This is a genomic window from Bradyrhizobium sp. 199 (assembly GCF_023073355.1).
GTDB lineage: Bacteria > Pseudomonadota > Alphaproteobacteria > Rhizobiales > Xanthobacteraceae > Bradyrhizobium.
On sequence record NZ_JADPJI010000002.1, the window covers coordinates 1,249,395 to 1,265,059 of the forward strand.

General features: G+C 64.0%; 14 protein-coding genes. 10 read left to right on the forward strand and 4 right to left on the reverse strand.

Annotation, left to right across the window (positions count from 1 at the left end; translation table 11 throughout):
- Positions 1-191: 191 nt before the first annotated feature.
- The 5 genes from IVB28_RS05955 to IVB28_RS05975 all read left to right on the forward strand — a co-directional run bounded on the left by IVB28_RS05955 (position 192) and on the right by IVB28_RS05975 (position 5,584).
- Complete coding sequence (locus IVB28_RS05955; protein ID WP_247525101.1) at positions 192-1,490, forward strand: M20 family metallopeptidase; 1,299 nt, start codon at positions 192-194, stop codon at positions 1,488-1,490.
- Positions 1,487-2,326 carry an ABC transporter permease subunit gene (locus tag IVB28_RS05960; protein WP_247525102.1) on the forward strand — a complete coding sequence of 280 codons (840 nt, stop codon included), beginning with the start codon at positions 1,487-1,489 and terminating at the stop codon, positions 2,324-2,326. Before IVB28_RS05955 ends, IVB28_RS05960 begins: the two co-directional genes overlap by 4 nt.
- A 29-nt stretch (positions 2,327-2,355) precedes the next feature.
- On the forward strand, positions 2,356-3,366 hold the full coding sequence (locus IVB28_RS05965) for an ABC transporter substrate-binding protein (RefSeq protein WP_247525103.1): 1,011 nt from the start codon (positions 2,356-2,358) through the stop codon (positions 3,364-3,366).
- A gap of 61 nt (positions 3,367-3,427) precedes the next feature.
- On the forward strand, positions 3,428-4,783 hold the full coding sequence (locus IVB28_RS05970; RefSeq protein ID WP_247525104.1) for an amidase family protein: 1,356 nt from the start codon (positions 3,428-3,430) through the stop codon (positions 4,781-4,783).
- Positions 4,784-4,936: 153 nt separating this feature from the next.
- Positions 4,937-5,584, forward strand: coding sequence for a Crp/Fnr family transcriptional regulator (locus tag IVB28_RS05975; protein ID WP_247525105.1), 648 nt, complete (start codon positions 4,937-4,939; stop codon positions 5,582-5,584).
- 15 nt (positions 5,585-5,599) lie between these two features.
- Here the strand turns inward: IVB28_RS05975 and IVB28_RS05980 are convergent, their stop codons facing one another.
- Positions 5,600-5,938: a DUF6665 family protein gene (locus IVB28_RS05980; RefSeq protein ID WP_247525106.1), complete on the reverse strand. Its 339-nt coding sequence runs from the start codon at positions 5,936-5,938 to the stop codon at positions 5,600-5,602.
- 52 nt (positions 5,939-5,990) lie between these two features.
- The gene (locus IVB28_RS05985; protein WP_247525107.1) at positions 5,991-6,626 is read right to left on the reverse strand and encodes a TetR/AcrR family transcriptional regulator; all 636 of its coding nucleotides are present in this window, start codon (positions 6,624-6,626) and stop codon (positions 5,991-5,993) included.
- A gap of 195 nt (positions 6,627-6,821) precedes the next feature.
- On the opposite strand from IVB28_RS05985, the gene IVB28_RS05990 reads away from it, so the two are divergent.
- The 5 genes from IVB28_RS05990 (at position 6,822) to IVB28_RS06010 (ending at position 13,327) form a co-directional block, all read left to right on the forward strand.
- Positions 6,822-8,132: an HlyD family secretion protein gene (locus tag IVB28_RS05990; protein ID WP_247525108.1), complete on the forward strand. Its 1,311-nt coding sequence runs from the start codon at positions 6,822-6,824 to the stop codon at positions 8,130-8,132.
- A gap of 237 nt (positions 8,133-8,369) precedes the next feature.
- Positions 8,370-9,953, forward strand: coding sequence for a DHA2 family efflux MFS transporter permease subunit (locus IVB28_RS05995; protein WP_247525109.1), 1,584 nt, complete (start codon positions 8,370-8,372; stop codon positions 9,951-9,953).
- Positions 9,954-10,297: 344 nt separating this feature from the next.
- Positions 10,298-10,585 carry a hypothetical protein gene (locus IVB28_RS06000; RefSeq protein ID WP_247525366.1) on the forward strand — a complete coding sequence of 96 codons (288 nt, stop codon included), beginning with the start codon at positions 10,298-10,300 and terminating at the stop codon, positions 10,583-10,585.
- Positions 10,582-11,988: an MATE family efflux transporter gene (locus tag IVB28_RS06005; RefSeq protein ID WP_247525110.1), complete on the forward strand. Its 1,407-nt coding sequence runs from the start codon at positions 10,582-10,584 to the stop codon at positions 11,986-11,988. The genes IVB28_RS06000 and IVB28_RS06005 overlap by 4 nt, the downstream gene beginning before the upstream one ends.
- 67 nt (positions 11,989-12,055) lie before the next feature.
- Positions 12,056-13,327: an O-antigen ligase family protein gene (locus IVB28_RS06010; protein WP_247525111.1), complete on the forward strand. Its 1,272-nt coding sequence runs from the start codon at positions 12,056-12,058 to the stop codon at positions 13,325-13,327.
- On the opposite strand, the gene IVB28_RS06015 is transcribed toward IVB28_RS06010, so the two are convergent.
- The gene (locus tag IVB28_RS06015) at positions 13,324-14,067 is read right to left on the reverse strand and encodes a sulfite exporter TauE/SafE family protein (protein ID WP_247525112.1); all 744 of its coding nucleotides are present in this window, start codon (positions 14,065-14,067) and stop codon (positions 13,324-13,326) included. The two genes, IVB28_RS06010 and IVB28_RS06015, sit on opposite strands and share 4 nt — an antisense overlap.
- 223 nt (positions 14,068-14,290) lie before the next feature.
- Positions 14,291-15,661 carry a PLP-dependent aminotransferase family protein gene (locus IVB28_RS06020; RefSeq protein WP_247525113.1) on the reverse strand — a complete coding sequence of 457 codons (1,371 nt, stop codon included), beginning with the start codon at positions 15,659-15,661 and terminating at the stop codon, positions 14,291-14,293.
- Positions 15,662-15,665 lie beyond the last annotated feature (4 nt).

A 15,665-nucleotide genomic window follows, 5' to 3' on the forward strand; every position in this document is an offset into this window, starting at 1 on the left:
GCCAGCGCTGTGTCTTTGGCCAAGCGCAGCTGGCGCGCAAAAATTTGCGCCGCCGCGATTTTGCTCCAAATCATTGAATTTCCGTCAGTATTTGCGCCCGGACGGGCTTACCCGGCAGTTGGCACATTCGCTGCAATGAAGGTCCTGCAACGAAGCGGCGCGGCCGGCGCTGTGAGTCAACGGAACCCGTCATGCAGATGCCTCTCACTCCGCCCTACTCCGATCTCGAACAGCGCGTGCTGTCGCGCATCACGGAGCAGCGCTGGCTTGAACTGGCAACGGAGCTGATCCGTACCGGTCAACCGCGGTCCGGCAATCCGCTCGACCCCGACCTGCCGCCCGCCGAGGAGGAGGCGATCTCCATGCTGGTTGCGGGCAAGCTCGAAGCCCTCGGCATGGTGGTCACCAAGCACAGTGCACAGCCGCACCGGCCCAATGTGCTGGGCGTGCTGAAGGGGCGGGAGGGCGCGCCGTCGCTGATCCTCAACGATCACCTCGATACTTACCCCGTCGTCGAGCCGGAGAAATGGCACATGACGGATTTCGATCCGTTCAAGGCCACGCGTCATGGCGATTTGCTGTATGCCCGCGGCACCTCCGACACGCGCGGCAATCTTGCGGCATCGCTGCTCGCGGTGCAGGCCCTGATCGAAGAAGGTGTGAAGTTCGATGGCACGCTGATGTGCTGCTACACCGTTGACGAGGAGCGCAACGGCACCGAGGGTTCGATCTATATGCTGGAGAAGGTCGGCCTCACCGCCGACTACGAGATCACGGCCGAGCCGACCGCCTGGGGCGATGTCAGCAAGGACTGGGGCATGAACCTCTCGGTGGCCAATTCCGGCCATTGCCTGATCGAGGTCACGGTTCAGGGCATCAAGTCGCATATCTGGCGTCCCGACATCAGCGTCAACGCCATCATGGAGGCGGCGAAGCTGCTGCCGAGGCTGCAGGAGATGGCGTTCACGCACCTTCCCAGCGAGTTCATGGGGCATACGCCACCATGTTGCTCCGTGGTGCGCATCCGTGGTGGCCTGCCCGGCGAGATGCAGTTCTCACCCGATGCCTGCACCATCACCCTTGCGGTGGTCGGCATCGTGCCGGGCATGACGCTCGCCAGCGTGATGTCCGACATCGAGCGTCTCGGGCAAGCGACTTTAGCGGGTGCCAACGACGTCAAGGTCGAGGTGCGCCAGGTGCCCGGCTCACTGTTCGTCAACGCGACCCAACCGGTGCCGGTCGAAGAGGAGCCTTGCCGCTCGCTTCGTGCGGTCTACCGGCGGTTGATGGGCCGCGAGCCCGGGGTCAATCGCAAGAACGCCTTCAACGATACCATCCGTTTTCGCGAGGCGGGGATCAACGCGGTGACCTTTGGTCCCGGTGAGGATGGTTGGGCCGTCGACAACGAGAGCATCTCGATCACCAAGTCGGTGATGGCGACGCGGATCTACGCGCTGACCATCATGCAGATCTTGGGAGTGCGCATATGAGCGTCGAGGCGAGCCCCATGGAGATTCCGATTTCTGTCGATCGCACGCAGCGGGGCAGTCTGCGGCTGAACATCCCGAAGGTCTCGCGATCGCTTCTGCTCTCGACTGTCACCGTCGCCGTGCTGTTGGCCGCTTGGGCCATCGTCACGGAAGTGGGCTGGGCTAACGAGCTGTTCCTGGCGAAGCCGCAAACGGTCTGGGCTGCGTTCGTCAAGACCATGACGAAGGGCTACCAGGGAGCGACGCTACCCCAGCATCTCGGCGCAAGCCTCTACCGCATCCTAACTGCTTTCGCACTGGCCTGCTTCATCGGCATCCCGCTCGGGGTCCTCATGGGAGTGTCGCGCAATGCACGCGCGCTGCTCAATCCGCTGATCGAGTTCTACCGGCCGCTGCCGCCCCTCGGGCTCTATACGCTTCTGGTGATGTGGCTCGGCATCGGCGAGAGCTCGAAGCTATCGCTGCTGTTCCTCGCCGGTTTGCCGGGCATCGTCATCTCGACGATCCAGGCCGTCACCAGCGTCGATCCCGTCTACGTGCGTGCCGCGCAATCCCTTGGCGCGACCCGGCGTCACCTGCTCTTCCACGTCTATCTGCCCGCAGCGGGACCGCTGATCCTCGCCGGCATGCGCATCTCGCTTGGTTTCACCTATACGGTTCTCGTCGCCGCCGAGATCGTCGCGGCCTCAGCGGGCATCGGCTGGATGATCTGGGATGCCGCAAAATTCCTGCTGTCCGACGTGGTGATCATGGGCCTGATCGTGCTCGGATTTACCGGGGTCGTGCTGGACCTCATGATGCGTGGCATCGCGAAACTGTTGATGCCGTGGGCCTGACATCCAATCCTGATCGAGGGGAGATCGACATGATGAAGAGACTTCTTGCTACGCTTGTCATTGCCACGATGGCGCTCTCGGCCGCTGCGCGCGCCGAAGAGAAGCCGACCAAGGTGACCGTCGGCTATCTCAACTTGGTGAACGCGCAACTCGTCACCAAGCATCTCGGCCTGCTCGCCAAGGAGATGCCGGGCGTCGACATCAAATACGTCAAGGCCGGAGGCGGCGGCGACATGCTGCGCGCGATCGCAGGCAATGACGTCGACTTCGGCGGTCTCGGCAATCCGCCGACCGCAATCGGCGCGACCCGCGCGCTTCCGATCAAGGGCATCCTGGTTATCAACATGCTCGACTATGTCGAGTCGATGGTGGTTCGTAGCGACAAGAACATCACCTCGCTCAAGGATCTGAAGGGTAAGACGGTGGCTGCCCCCTTCGGGTCGACGACACATTACCTGCTGCTCCAGGCGCTGAAGGACGAAGGCGTCGACCCCGCTTCGATGAAGATCATCGACCTCGCGCCTTCCGACATTGCTGCCGCCTGGCTTCGCGGGGACATCGACGCTGCATGGTTCTGGGAGCCGAATTTGGACAAGGTCGTGAAGAACGGCGGCAAGATACTCGTCACCTCGGGCGAGATGGCCAAGCGTGGCTACCCGACCTGGGACATCGGCGTCGTCATGAATGCGTTCGCCGAGAAGTATCCGTCCTATGTCGAGAAGTTCATCAAGGCCGAGTGCGAGGGGATCGATTTCTGGCTGAAGAACCCGGAGAAGACGGCCGAGATCATTGCGGAGGAGCTGTCGCTGCCGCTCCCGGACGCTACTCGAATGATGAAGGGCACCGGCATGGTTCCTTGCAACCAGCAGCTTACCGAGGAATATCTCGGCACAAGCGCGAAGAAGGGCAGGTTCGTCGACACGCTGATTGCGACCGCCGACTTTCTGGTGAAGCAGGAGCGCCTGCCGAAATTGCTGCCGCGCGCCGACTTCGAAGCCTTCATCCAGCCGGCCTATATCGAGAAGGTGATCGGCCGCTGATGGCCCGTGCCGGCGGGTTCGTCTCGCCGACACCTCCGATTCCCGTGAGCACGTGACCGACATGGATATCTCGCCTCGCCATCTGCGCGCTCTCTATCGCAACGGCGCGCTCAAGCCCTCGGACGTCGCCACGCACGTGCTGTCGCGTCTAAGCGGCGCCGACCAGAGCGGCGTCTGGATATCGGCGGCAGAGCCCGAGAGCGTCATGGCCGCAGCGCGCGCGCTCGATGCGCGCATCGGCGAAATCGACAGCCTGCCGCTCTACGGGCTCGTCTTTTCGGTCAAGGACTGCATCGATGTTGCGGGCGAGCAAACCACGTCGGCCTGCCCGGAATTTGCCTATGTCGCGAAGGGTACGAGCCCGGTGGTGGCCGACGCCATTGCGGCCGGCGCGATCTATGTTGGCAAGACCAATATGGATCAGTTCGCGACCGGCCTTGTCGGCGTCCGCTCGCCTTACGGCATCGCTCGCAATCCGCACAATCCGGATTACATTCCGGGCGGCTCCAGCTCCGGCGCGGCGGTGTCGGTGGCAACCGGCACGTCGTCCTTCGCGTTCGGCACCGACACCGGCGGATCCGGCAGGGTGCCTGCGTCCTATTGCGGCGTCACGGGCTTCAAGCCGGCCCCGGGAGCCTTCAGCCAGCGCGGCATGGTCTACGCGTGCCGGAGCTTTGACACCATCTCGCTCTACACACGCACTCCCGGTGACGGCTATGACATCTATCGCGTGTTGGCACGGCGCGACCCTGCAGACTGCTTTTCGCCGGTGGATTTTGCCGGTTGGACGGAGCAGGCTTGCCCGGCGCGGTCGCTGAAGATCGCAACGCCGCGCGTCGATCAGCTCAGGTTCTTCGGCAATCCAGAGACGGAGAGGTTGTTCGGCGATGCGCTGCACAGGCTGCGACAGCTCGATCTGCCGATAACCCCGGTCGACTTCGCGCCGTTCACCTCGATCAACGATTTGATGTTCTTCGGCCCTTTCCTTGCCGAGCGCGACGTCTCGGTCGGTGCGTTCCTGGACGCCCATCCCGATGCGGGCATCGATATTGTGCGCGATCTCGTCCTCGGCAGCCGGAAATTCTCGGCCGCTGATGCCTATCGCGCGTTCTATGAGGTCAAGGCCGTCCAGCGTAGGCTTCGCGATTTCTGGGACGCGCACGATGCGCTGGTCGTGCCGACGGTCGGTACCATCCTCAGCATCGATGATGTGGCGCGCGATCCGCTGATGGCCAATTTCAACAACGGCTACTATACCAACTACGCCAATCCGCTCGGGCTCGCCGCGATCGCAGTGCCGAATGCGATGACCGCGGCCGGCGTGCCGTATGGCGTCACGTTCTTGGCGCCGGCCGGTCGGGAGCGCCTGCTGGCCGAGCTCGCCTGCGCGTTTATGGGAGCGGCAGCGCGGACTTGAGTATTTGCGCCGCGTTGCAATCCGACCGGAGACCTCCTAGCCTTCGAGCCGTCACTCGAAGGGAGACTGATCGTGGGGCGCGGTCATGCGCATGAAGTCGCCGATCCAAGCGCGCCTTGCGCTGAGGTACAAAGGGCCGGGACCGGACGTTACGTGCTGAACGCGCTGGACAAGCCCGATCTGGATCTGGTGATGCGGACCGGCAGGTTGGCGACCTACCAGAACCGCGAATATCTGCTGCGGGAAGGCGAGCCCGCCAACGGTATCCACGTCATTCTGAGCGGGATCGTCGAAAGCGCGCATGCCGGTACGCAGGGGCGCGAGTTGATGCTGGCGACCTGGGAGGCCGGTGACTTCGTCGGCGCTCCCTACATTCTCGGCGTTCACCGGCATAGCTGGTCGGCCCGCGCGCTCGGAAGGGTCGAGGCGCTTCATCTCGATCAGGATGCGATCCGCAGGCTGATCGCGCAGTCGCCCTCGTTCGCAGTCGCGCTGATCGAATGTCTCGGCTTCAAGGGCGAGACCTATTCCATGCTGGCGCAGACGCTGGCAGGGCAGAAGGCCGCCGAGCGGCTGGTGCTGTTGTTGGTGAAGCTGTCCGAGAACGCGGCGCAAAATGAGGACGGCCCGATTTCGCTCGGCCGCATCACGCAGGCCAACCTCGCGCGCATGATCGGTGCGACGCGCCAGTCGATCAGCCTGATCCTCAACCGTCTCCAGGACGACGGCATCATCTCGACCGGTCCGACCAAGATGGTCGTCAATGATCTTTCGGCGTTGAGGAAGCAGGTGACCGAGTAGCGCCCGCTGCCGTTGTCATGACGAGCCTGGCTTCGACCGTGCGAGGCCCGGCCCCATGCAGAGCTGCACCTCGCCTGGGACGTTGTAGGTGCGCATGATGTGGCGGCTGTCACGCAAGCCGGTCGCCTCACGCTGCACCACGAACATCCACAGTGCCTGGCCAGCTTCCATCACCAGCTTGCGCCTGGCCGGCTGCATCGAGGCGGGCATCTCCTGCGCGTGGGCAGCGTCGAACTCGCGCAAGCGCGCCAGCGCCTGTTCGAGTGTGCGGCCCATCCGTCCAAGCGCCGAGGCCTGTTCCTGGACGATCTCATAATGGAGGATATCGACCGGCGGGCGAAGATCACGAGACATGGCCGCAATATAGTGGCCGGTCCGGCCTGCGCAACGCGCCGACGGCTTGCCGTTACTTCGCCTTATAAGCCGCCAGGAACATCCGCGCCGCGCTGTCGACCACTTCGGTCATGCGCTGTTCCGACGGTGCGGGAGCGGCCTGGAAGACGAAGGGCAGAAAGAGCGAAGCCTTGCACAGTTCCATGAACTGCGCCGCCGCAAGGTCGCAATCGTCGATCTTGAGATCGCCGCAGCCGACACGAGTCTTGAGATAGTCGGAGAGGCGGCTGATGCTCTTGTCCAGCACCCGCGCATAATAACGGCGGCCGACATCGGGCATGCGCTCGGCGATCGCCATCACGGTGCGGATCGCCGATCCGCCGCCAGGCCGGCAGAGCAGGTGGATGTAGGCCCAGCCGAACTCCTTCAGCGTGGTCTCGGCATCGCGCGCGGGATCAAAATTGAACACGACCTGGCCGTGCTGGAGCGCCTCCTGCTCGAGGATGGCTTCGAACAACGCGCCCTTGTCGGCGAAGTAGACGTAGAGCGTGCCCTTGGAGACCTGCGCGGCGCGCGCGATCTCGCCCATGCTGGCGCCGTCGAAACCGAGATCCATGAACACCTTCCGGGCCCCGTCCAGTATCTGGCGGCGTTTGGAACTGTCCTCCTCTGGGATGACGTGCAGATGTTCGCTGGCAGCTACAACCATTGGTTCAGGGTCTCGGAAGGTTTTGAGTCGAGTCGTGGGCCATGAAACCTGAACAAAGCATTCTCGCCAGTAGGGTTTCGGCTGGGATGATTATGTATATTGACCGAACCGTTCGGTCAATGGTATTTAGATCATCGAGTGGGGAACAGGCCGCACACCTGCCGTCTCCTTGATCGCCTTTTTGGGGAGCCCTTTATGGCCGTATCGAGAGACCAGGCTGCGCGCGTCCTTCGCCAGGACGCGGTGGAGAAGCTCGCGGGGGATGATGCTGCCAGCGAGAGCGCAGCACCGCTGGCCGAGCAATTGCGCGCGCATGTGGCCGAGGAAGGCAAACGCCGCACCGGTGAGGCGCCGGAGAAGCCCCTGACCGACAAGCCGGCCGCATCTGCATCCGACGCACCCGCCGCCGGCGCTCCCAAATCCGGCAAGCGCAAGTTCGTCCTGATGGGCCTCGGCCTCGTGCTTGCGCTCGCCGCCGCGAGCTATGCCGGCTACTACACGCTGGTCGGCCGCTTCTACATCTCCACCGATGATTCCTATGTCCGCGCCAACAACACCATGCTGGGCGCGCGCGTTGCAGGCCACATCTCCTCGATCCTGGCTGGCGACAACACGCTGGTGAAAGCCGGCGATATCGTTCTGCGCATTGACGACGGTGATTACAAGATTGCGGTCGATGCCGCCGCAACCAAGATCGCCACCCAGCAGGCCACCATCGATCGCATTGGCCGCCAGGTCGCGGCGCTCGACAGCCAGGTCGCGCAGGCCAGGGCACAGCTCGTCTCGGCCGAAGCCGGCCTCAAGCGGGCCGATCTCGACTATGAGCGCCAGCAGGCGCTGAGCACCAAGGGCTTTGCCTCGCGCGCCGTGTTCGAGAGCTCGGAAGCCGGACGCGACCAGGGCGCCGCCGCGGTCAAGGCCGCGCAGGCCGCCTACGACGTTGCCGTCAGCAACGTGGACGTGGCCAAGGCGCAGCAGGCCGAAGCGCAGGCCCAGCTCGCCGAGCTCAAGACCACGCTCGCCAAGGCCGAGCGCGATCTGGCTTTCACAGCGGTGCGTGCGCCGGTCGACGGCACGTTCTCGAACCGTCTCGTCAGCACCGGCGATTTCGTCGCGATCGGCCAGCGGCTCGGCAACGTCGTGCCGCTCGACGACGTCTATATCGACGCCAATTTCAAAGAAACCCAGCTCAAGCGTATCCGTCCCGGCCAGCCGGTGACGATCAAGGTCGATGCCTACGGCATGCGCAAGTTCTCCGGCGTGGTCGACAGCATCGCGGCCGGCGCAGGCTCGGTGTTCACGCTGCTGCCGCCTGACAACGCGACCGGTAACTTCACCAAGATCGTGCAGCGCGTGCCGGTTCGCATCCGCGTGCCGAAGTCGGTGGCAAAGCAGAACCTGCTTCGTGCCGGCATGTCGGTCTACGTGACCGTCGACACCAACAAGGGCGCGGCCGACGCCGACAGCGAGGTCGACCTCGACGATCCCGCGGTCCATGCGCAGTAGGCGGCGGTAGGCAGATCATGTTCAACACGAGCGCCGCTTCGTCCGTCACCTCTCCCGAAGGGAGAGGTCGGATCGTATCGCAAGGTGCGATCCGGGTGAGGGGTTACGCCCCCTCGAGGGAGTTGCGGCCCCTCACCCGATTTGCGCTGGACGATGCTGCGCATCGCCAGGTGCAAATCGACCTCTCCCCGATGGGGAGAGGTGGACCGCGCACTCCCGCGCGAGTTGGGTGAGGGAATGGCCAGCGCCACCACTGCTTCACCTGCCATGATGGCGGATCCCGCTTCGGAGCGCATCGCGCCGAAGCGGCTGTTCGCGTTCATCATCATGGTGTTCGGGATGTTCATGTCGATCCTGGACATCCAGATCGTCTCGGCCTCCCTGAGTGAAATCCAGGCCGGACTTTCGGCGAGTTCCAGCGAGGTCGCCTGGGTCCAGACCGCCTATCTGATCGCCGAGGTGATCGCGATCCCGCTGTCGGGATTCCTGTCGCGCGCCTTCGGAACGCGGCTGTTGTTCGCGATCTCGGCGGCGGGCTTCACCGCCTCGAGCCTGCTTTGCGGCTTCGCCACCACTATCGAGGAGATGATCCTCTGGCGAGCGCTGCAAGGTTTTCTCGGCGCCGGGATGATCCCGACGGTGTTCGCCGCGGCCTACACCGTCTTCCCGCGATCGAAATTCCACATCGTCGGTCCCATCATCGGGCTTGTCGCGACCCTTGCTCCCACGATCGGTCCGACAGTCGGCGGCTACATCACCGACCTGATGTCGTGGAACTGGCTGTTCTTCATCAACGTCGTACCCGGCATCGGCATCACCATCGGCGTGCTCGCGCTTGTCGATTTCGACGAACCGCATTTCGAGCTGCTCGACCGCTTCGACTGGTGGGGCCTCTTGTTCATGGCCGGCTTCCTTGGCACGCTGGAATATGTGCTGGAGGAAGGTCCGCTGCACGAGTGGATGCAGGATACTTCGGTAGCGATCTGCGCCTGGATCTGCGCCATCTCGGCAATCGCCTTCTTCTGGCGCGTCTTCACGGCGGCCGAGCCGATCGTCAATCTGCGCACCTTCTCCAACCGCAATTTCGCTGTGGGCTGCGTGCTGCAATTCTGCATCGGCATCGGCCTCTACGGCCTGACCTACATCTATCCGCGCTATCTCGCCGAGGTGCGCGGCTACAGCGCGCTGATGATCGGCGAGACCATGTTCGTCTCCGGCATCACCATGTTCCTGGTCGCGCCGCTGGTGGGCCGCCTCATGGTGAAGCTCGACATGCGCTACATGATCGCATTCGGCCTCGTCGTGTTCGCGATCGGCTCCTACCAGATGACCTGGATCACGCGCGACTACGATTTCTACGAGCTGCTGATTCCGCAGATATTGCGCGGCGTCGGCATGATGTTCGCGATGGTGCCGACCAACAACATCGCGCTGGGCACGCTGGCGCCCGACAGGGTGAAGAACGCCTCGGGCCTGTTCAACCTGATGCGCAACCTCGGCGGCGCGGTCGGCCTCGCCGTCATCAACACCGTGCTCAACGACCGCACCGATCTGCACATCAGCCGCCTGCAGGAGCGCGTGACCTGGGGCAACGCGACCGCGACCGAAACCCTGACCATGTTCATGCAGAAGTTTCAGGGGCTCGGCGATGCCACGCTGATGGCGATGAAGCAGCTTTCCCAGCTCGTGCATCGCCAGGCCGTGGTGATGAGCTTTGGCGACGCCTTCTTCATCCTGACGCTGTTCTACCTCGGCCTCAGCCTGCTGGTGATGCTGCTGAACAAGCCGGCCGCGATGACCGGCGGTAGCGACGCGCACTAATTTGCAACACTCGTCGGTGATCTCGCGCGAGCCCCGTTGCAAAGCGCCGACGACACATCTATAAAGCGCACTCTTTCAACCGAACCGGGAGGGATTTGCATGATTTCGTCGCATTCGCAGATCGTACGCCCGCGCTCGATGATGTTTTCGATGTCCTGGCTCGGTATGTACGCGGCCTGTTAGAGGCCTCTTCCGCCAGCTTCGATTGGGCCAAGGTTTCGACCAGGCGTCCCGATCGCCCCGCTTCCCAAGTCAAAGTCAGTTTTGAGTGACGCCGTTTCGGCTCTCGTGGCCGGCCTGCGTCCATCGATGGAGCCGGCGCGCGCGTGCGGCGGGATGATGTCATGACTGCATTGTCCAAAAAACCTGCCGCAATTCGCGTGGTGCTCCCCTTCGTGTTCCGGCACTGGCCGAAGCAGCCGGGGCGCGGCCTCGATCGGATCCTGGTGTTCGACCGCGGCGAGATCGTCGAGCAGGGCACCCACGCCGTCCTCGCGGGCAAGCCAGGGGTATCTATCGCGGCCTGTTCGAGCGCCAGGTGGTGGAGCCCGGGCATATCGCAGCAGCGGAATAAGGGCGCGGGACGGCGGGGCCAATGTTTCGCCGTACTCCGCCTGAGGGGGAAGCCATGAAAGACCTGACGAACGGCTCCATCGTGAGACACATCCTGGCCATGGCACCTCCGATCATGGTCGGCATGGTCACGATCATGATTTGCCAGCTGGTCGACCTCTACTTCGTGTCGGGTCTGGGTGATGCCGCCGTTGCGGGCGTTGCCGCGGCAGGCAATGCCGGCTTTCTCATCAACGGGCTGATGCAGGTGCTGGGCGTCGGCACGGTGGCGCTGATCGCGCATGCGGTGGGACGCAAGGATCGGCCAGATGCCAATCTGATCTTCAACCAGGCTATCGCGCTGTCGGTGCTGTTCGGACTGTTGACCCTGGTCATGGGCGCAGCCATGTCGCGCCTTTACATGCGCTCGATTGCCGCCGACCAGGCCACGATCGAGGCGGGGACGACTTACCTGTTGTGGTTCATGCCGGCGCTCGCGCTGGAATTCGCCATGCAAGTGTTGGCATCCGCGCTGCGTGCGACCGGCATCGTAGGCCCCGCGATGTTCGTGCGGGTGCTCGCGGTCGTGATCAATATCGCGCTGGCGCCGGTGCTGATCTCAGGCTGGGGCACCGGTTACGCGCTTGGCGTTGCCGGTGCGGGGCTGGCGAGCTCGATCGCCTCGGCCATTGGTGCGCTGACGCTGCTTGCGTATTTCCGCAAGGTCGAGCGCTACGTCTCCTTCAATCCGGCGCAGTGGCGCCCGCAGCCGCGCCATTTGAAGCGCATCCTCAATGTCGGCCTGCCCGCCGGCGGTGAGTTTGCGATGATGTTCATCTTCATGGCGGTGGTCTACTACGTACTGCGCGATTTCGGCGCCGCGGCGCAGGCGGGTTTCGGCATCGGACAACGCGTCCTCGCCCTGATCCAGATGCCGGCGCTTGCGATTGCGCTCGCGGCCGGGCCGATCGCCGGCCAGAATGTCGGTGCCGCAAACGGCGCGCGCGTGCGGGAAACCTTCGTCCAGACGGCGTTGATCACCACCGTCGTGATGATCGGCTTCATGTGCGTGGCGCAGTTCAAGCCCGAACTCTTGCTCGCCGGGTTCTCCAACGACCGGGAAACGATGGAGGTCGCTTTCCTGTTCTTGCGGATCATCTCGCTCAACATGGTGGCGCAGGGTCTGATCTTCACCTGCTCGAGCATGTTCCAGGGCCTCGGCAATACCAAACCGGTGCTCTTGAGCTCGGCGACGCGCGTGTTCACGTACTCGCTGCCGGCGATCTGGCTCTCGACCCGGCCGGGCTTCCGCATGGAGTACGTCTGGTATCTGTCGGTCGCGGCGACCACGTTCCAGGCGGGGTTGAGCCTGTGGCTGCTGCGCCGCGAGTTCAGGAAGCGCCTGCCGCCAATTCGGCAGGCGGAGGCTCCGGCGCAGGCCGACGCCGATCCCGTGACGCCTCCGGCGCGCGCACCGGCATAGCGACGCTTGTGACCAGCCCACGGCTCCGGCTAATTTGCCGCGCCGTGGGCTGGCCAAAAGGGGCGTGATGCCGGGGGTGTCGAACGAACAGCGGGCGGCGTCGTGGCTCTCGGCAATCTGGGCGGCGCGCTATCGCACGCCGGCCCGCTTCGTCGCGCTGATCGCGCTGCTGCTGCCGTGGACGACGACCGGGCTGACCTTCGCGCTCATACCCTGGCTGATCGCGATCGCGTTCGTCGATCTCCGCGAGTTTCCGCGTTCGCTGCTTCGCCCGATCTGTCTGTTGCCGATCGCGCTGGTCGCGCTCGCCGCGGTCGGCACGCTCTGGTCGGATGCGCCATGGCCGGAACGTATCCATGCGATCGGGCCTGCGGCGAAGCTGCTGGTCATTCCGCTCCTGATCTATCAGTTCGAGCGCTGGCCTTACGGTCATTGGGTGTTTTCCGCCTTCCTGGTGTCCTGCACGGTCTTGATGCTCTATTCCTACGCCGTCGCCATCGACCCGGCACTCTCGCTGAAGCTCTATCTGTCGCGCGGACCCTACAAGGCCGAAAGCGGGATCGCGGTGCGCAATTATATCGACCAAAGCCAGGAATTCGCGCTCTGTGCGCTCGCGCTGGTCTATCCGATCCTGTCGCTGCTGCGACAACGTCGCATCGGCATCGCGGTGCTGTTCGCGGCACTCGCAATCGGATTTCTCGCCAACATGGTCTTCGTCGTGGTTTCGCGCACGGCACTCGTGACTTTGCCGATCCTGATCCTGATGTTCGCGCTCCTGCATCTGCACCGACGGGCCGCGCTGCTCGCCGCGGGCGCGATGGCGCTAGTGGCTCTGCTGCTCTGGAACGTCTCGCCGAACCTGCGCACGACGGTGGCCAAGTTCAACGGAGACTATGAGATGAGCGTGCAGGATGGTCAGATCAGTGGCATGGGCTCACGTCTGGAATATTGGCGAAAGTCCCTGGGCTTCGTCGCCGATGCACCCCTGGTCGGCCATGGCACCGGCTCGATCCGCGGGCTGTTCGCAAACGTGGCTGCCGATGCGCAGATCGATCCACTGCGCGGGGAGATCGTCAGCAACCCGCACAATCAGACCTTTAGCGTCGCCGTGCAGTGGGGCGTTGTCGGCGTCTTGATCCTCTACGCTCTCTGGTTCGCGCATCTCTTGCTGTTTCGCGGCGAGGGGCTCGCCTGCTGGATCGGCCTGCTGGTCGTGGTCCAGAACATGCTGACCTCGTTGCTCAACACGCATCTGTTCGACTTCACGCCGGGCTGGATCTATGTGCTCGGTGTCGGTGTCGCCGGCGGCATGGCGCTTGCCAAAAGGGCGCAAGGCTAGAGCGCGCCGAGACTGTTCCAGACGAGGGTAAGGCCCGACAGGAACAAGAGGCCGAGCACGACATCGCCAAAATGCTTGTCGTTGAGGGCATGATAGACGCGTGCGCCGGCCCAGGCGCCGACCAAGGTGCCTGGAAAGGCGACAAGTGCGAGCCAGACCACCTTGAATTCGACCAGACCCGATGCGGTCTGCAGCACCAATGCGGTGGCGAGCACCGTGAAATTGAAGAGCTGGAAGATGCCGCGCCGTTCGTGCTTGTTCCAGCCGCGGATGTTGGCCCACAGGATCGGCAGGGGACCCGATAGTCCCGCAAGGCCGCCCAATATGCCGCCGGCAAAGCCGATCACGCCGTCGGCGAAGCGGCCGCCGAACTTGAAGGCGAGCGGCCTCTTATTCAGGTAGAGCGCCGTCGAGAAGATCAGAATCAAAATGCCCACACTCAGCTTGAACACTTTAGGGTCGGCCGAGGCGACCAACATGATGCCCAAGGGTACCCCGATCAGCCCCCCAATCAGGAACGGCCACACCAGCGAGAGATCAAAACTCTTCCACATCGAGGGCAGCGTCGAGGTCTGCGCGATCACGGAGCAGATCAGCACCAGGGGCACCGCGAGCGAGGGCGGTAGCACGTAGAGCCAGATGCCGAGCGCCATCAAGGCCGTGCCGAATCCCGCCAGCCCCGAGACGAAGCCTCCGGCCAGAGCGCCGAACAGCAGCAGGACGTAGGTGAGCGTTTCCAACAGATCGTCCTCTTCGCAGCGGCGATCCCGAACTGTTGATCGCAGTCGCTCGCATAACACGCTTGCTGCCGTGCAGGTCAATCCATGCTGCACGCAAGCGTGATCTGCGGCATCGGGCTTTCGCGGAAGACGCGTCCGCATGACGGTCGTACGTCAATCCTCGGGCCGCCGTCGCCTTCGGCACCGGTCATGCGTTCCGGCCATCGCCGTCATCGCCGATGATCTAGACGATCTGCCTGGTGTCGGCGGGCTTCTGCAGCGCGCCGACCAGGATGCGCAGCGCTTCCGTCAATTCCGATCTGTTCCGTGCCGCCCCCAGCGAAACGCGTGCCGCATGCGGCGGCATCCCATCGACTGTGAAGGCATCGCCGGCGACGACCGCAAGTCCATTTCGCAGGAGATGTGCGGCGAGATCGGGCCGGCCCTCAGGCAGCCGCAACCACAGATGATGGGCTGCGGGCTTGGCCAGGAACTGGAAGCCCTTCAGCGTGCGTTGGGCAAGCTGCTGGCGGCCCACCGCCTCGTTGCGGATGGCGGTGATGATGCGGTCGGCAATGCCGCTTTCGATCCAATGCGTCACCAGTGCGACCATCAGCGGCGCCGGCATCTGCACGGTCGCCTGCAAGGACGTCCGCATCTCCCGCTGCGCGTCGCTGTCGGGCGTCACCAGATAGGCAACGCGCAGCGCCGGCGCGATGCATTTCGACAGCGTGGCCGCAAGATAAGTCCGCTCCGGAATGAGACCCGCGATCGGCGAGGCCGAGCGGTCGAGAAAGCCGTAGGCGTCGTCCTCGATCAAGATGGTGTCGGCATCGCGGATGATCCTCGCGACGTCACTGCGCCGCTCGGGGGAAAGCGTCGCGGTGGTGGGGTTGTGCAGCGTCGGAATGAGATAGACAGCCCTCGGCCGGTGCATGCGGCAGGCCTTTGCCAGCGCGTCGGGCAGGATGCCGCCATCATCCATGGCGACGCCGACGAGCTTGACGCCAAGCCGCCATGCTGCGGCCTTGATGCCGGGGAATGTCAGTGCCTCCGTCAGCACGATGTCGCCGGGCCGCGCGAGATAAGCGAGGAGGTTGAACAGGATCGTCTGCGCGCCTGGAAACACCACGAGCTTATCGGCCTGCGCATGCGGCACCCGCGCACGCATCCAGCGCGCGGCGACTTCGCGCTCATGTGCGCTGCCGCCGGGCGGCTGATAGTTGAGATACGCCGTCAGGCCCGATTGCCCCCGGATCGCTTCCATCCCGGCAATGATGCGCTCGTCGAGTTGCGCCTCCAGCGGGTGCGGCGGCACGTTCATCGAAAGATCGATCGCGACGGGATGCGGCAGGTCGATCGCGCGGCGCGCGCTGGTCTCCGACACGAACGAGCCCTGTCCGACCCGGGCTTCCATGATGCCGCGGCGCCGCGCTTCGGTGTAGGCGCGTGTCACCGTGGTGAGGTCGACGCCGAGCGCTTTTGCCAGCGCGCGCTGGGTCGGCAATTGCTGGCCGCGCACCAGTCTCCCTGCGGCGATGTCGGCTTCCATGGCCTCGACGATACGCTGGTAGCGCGGCCCCGGGAGCTCCGAGATTGTAGGGGTCCAATCCATGCAA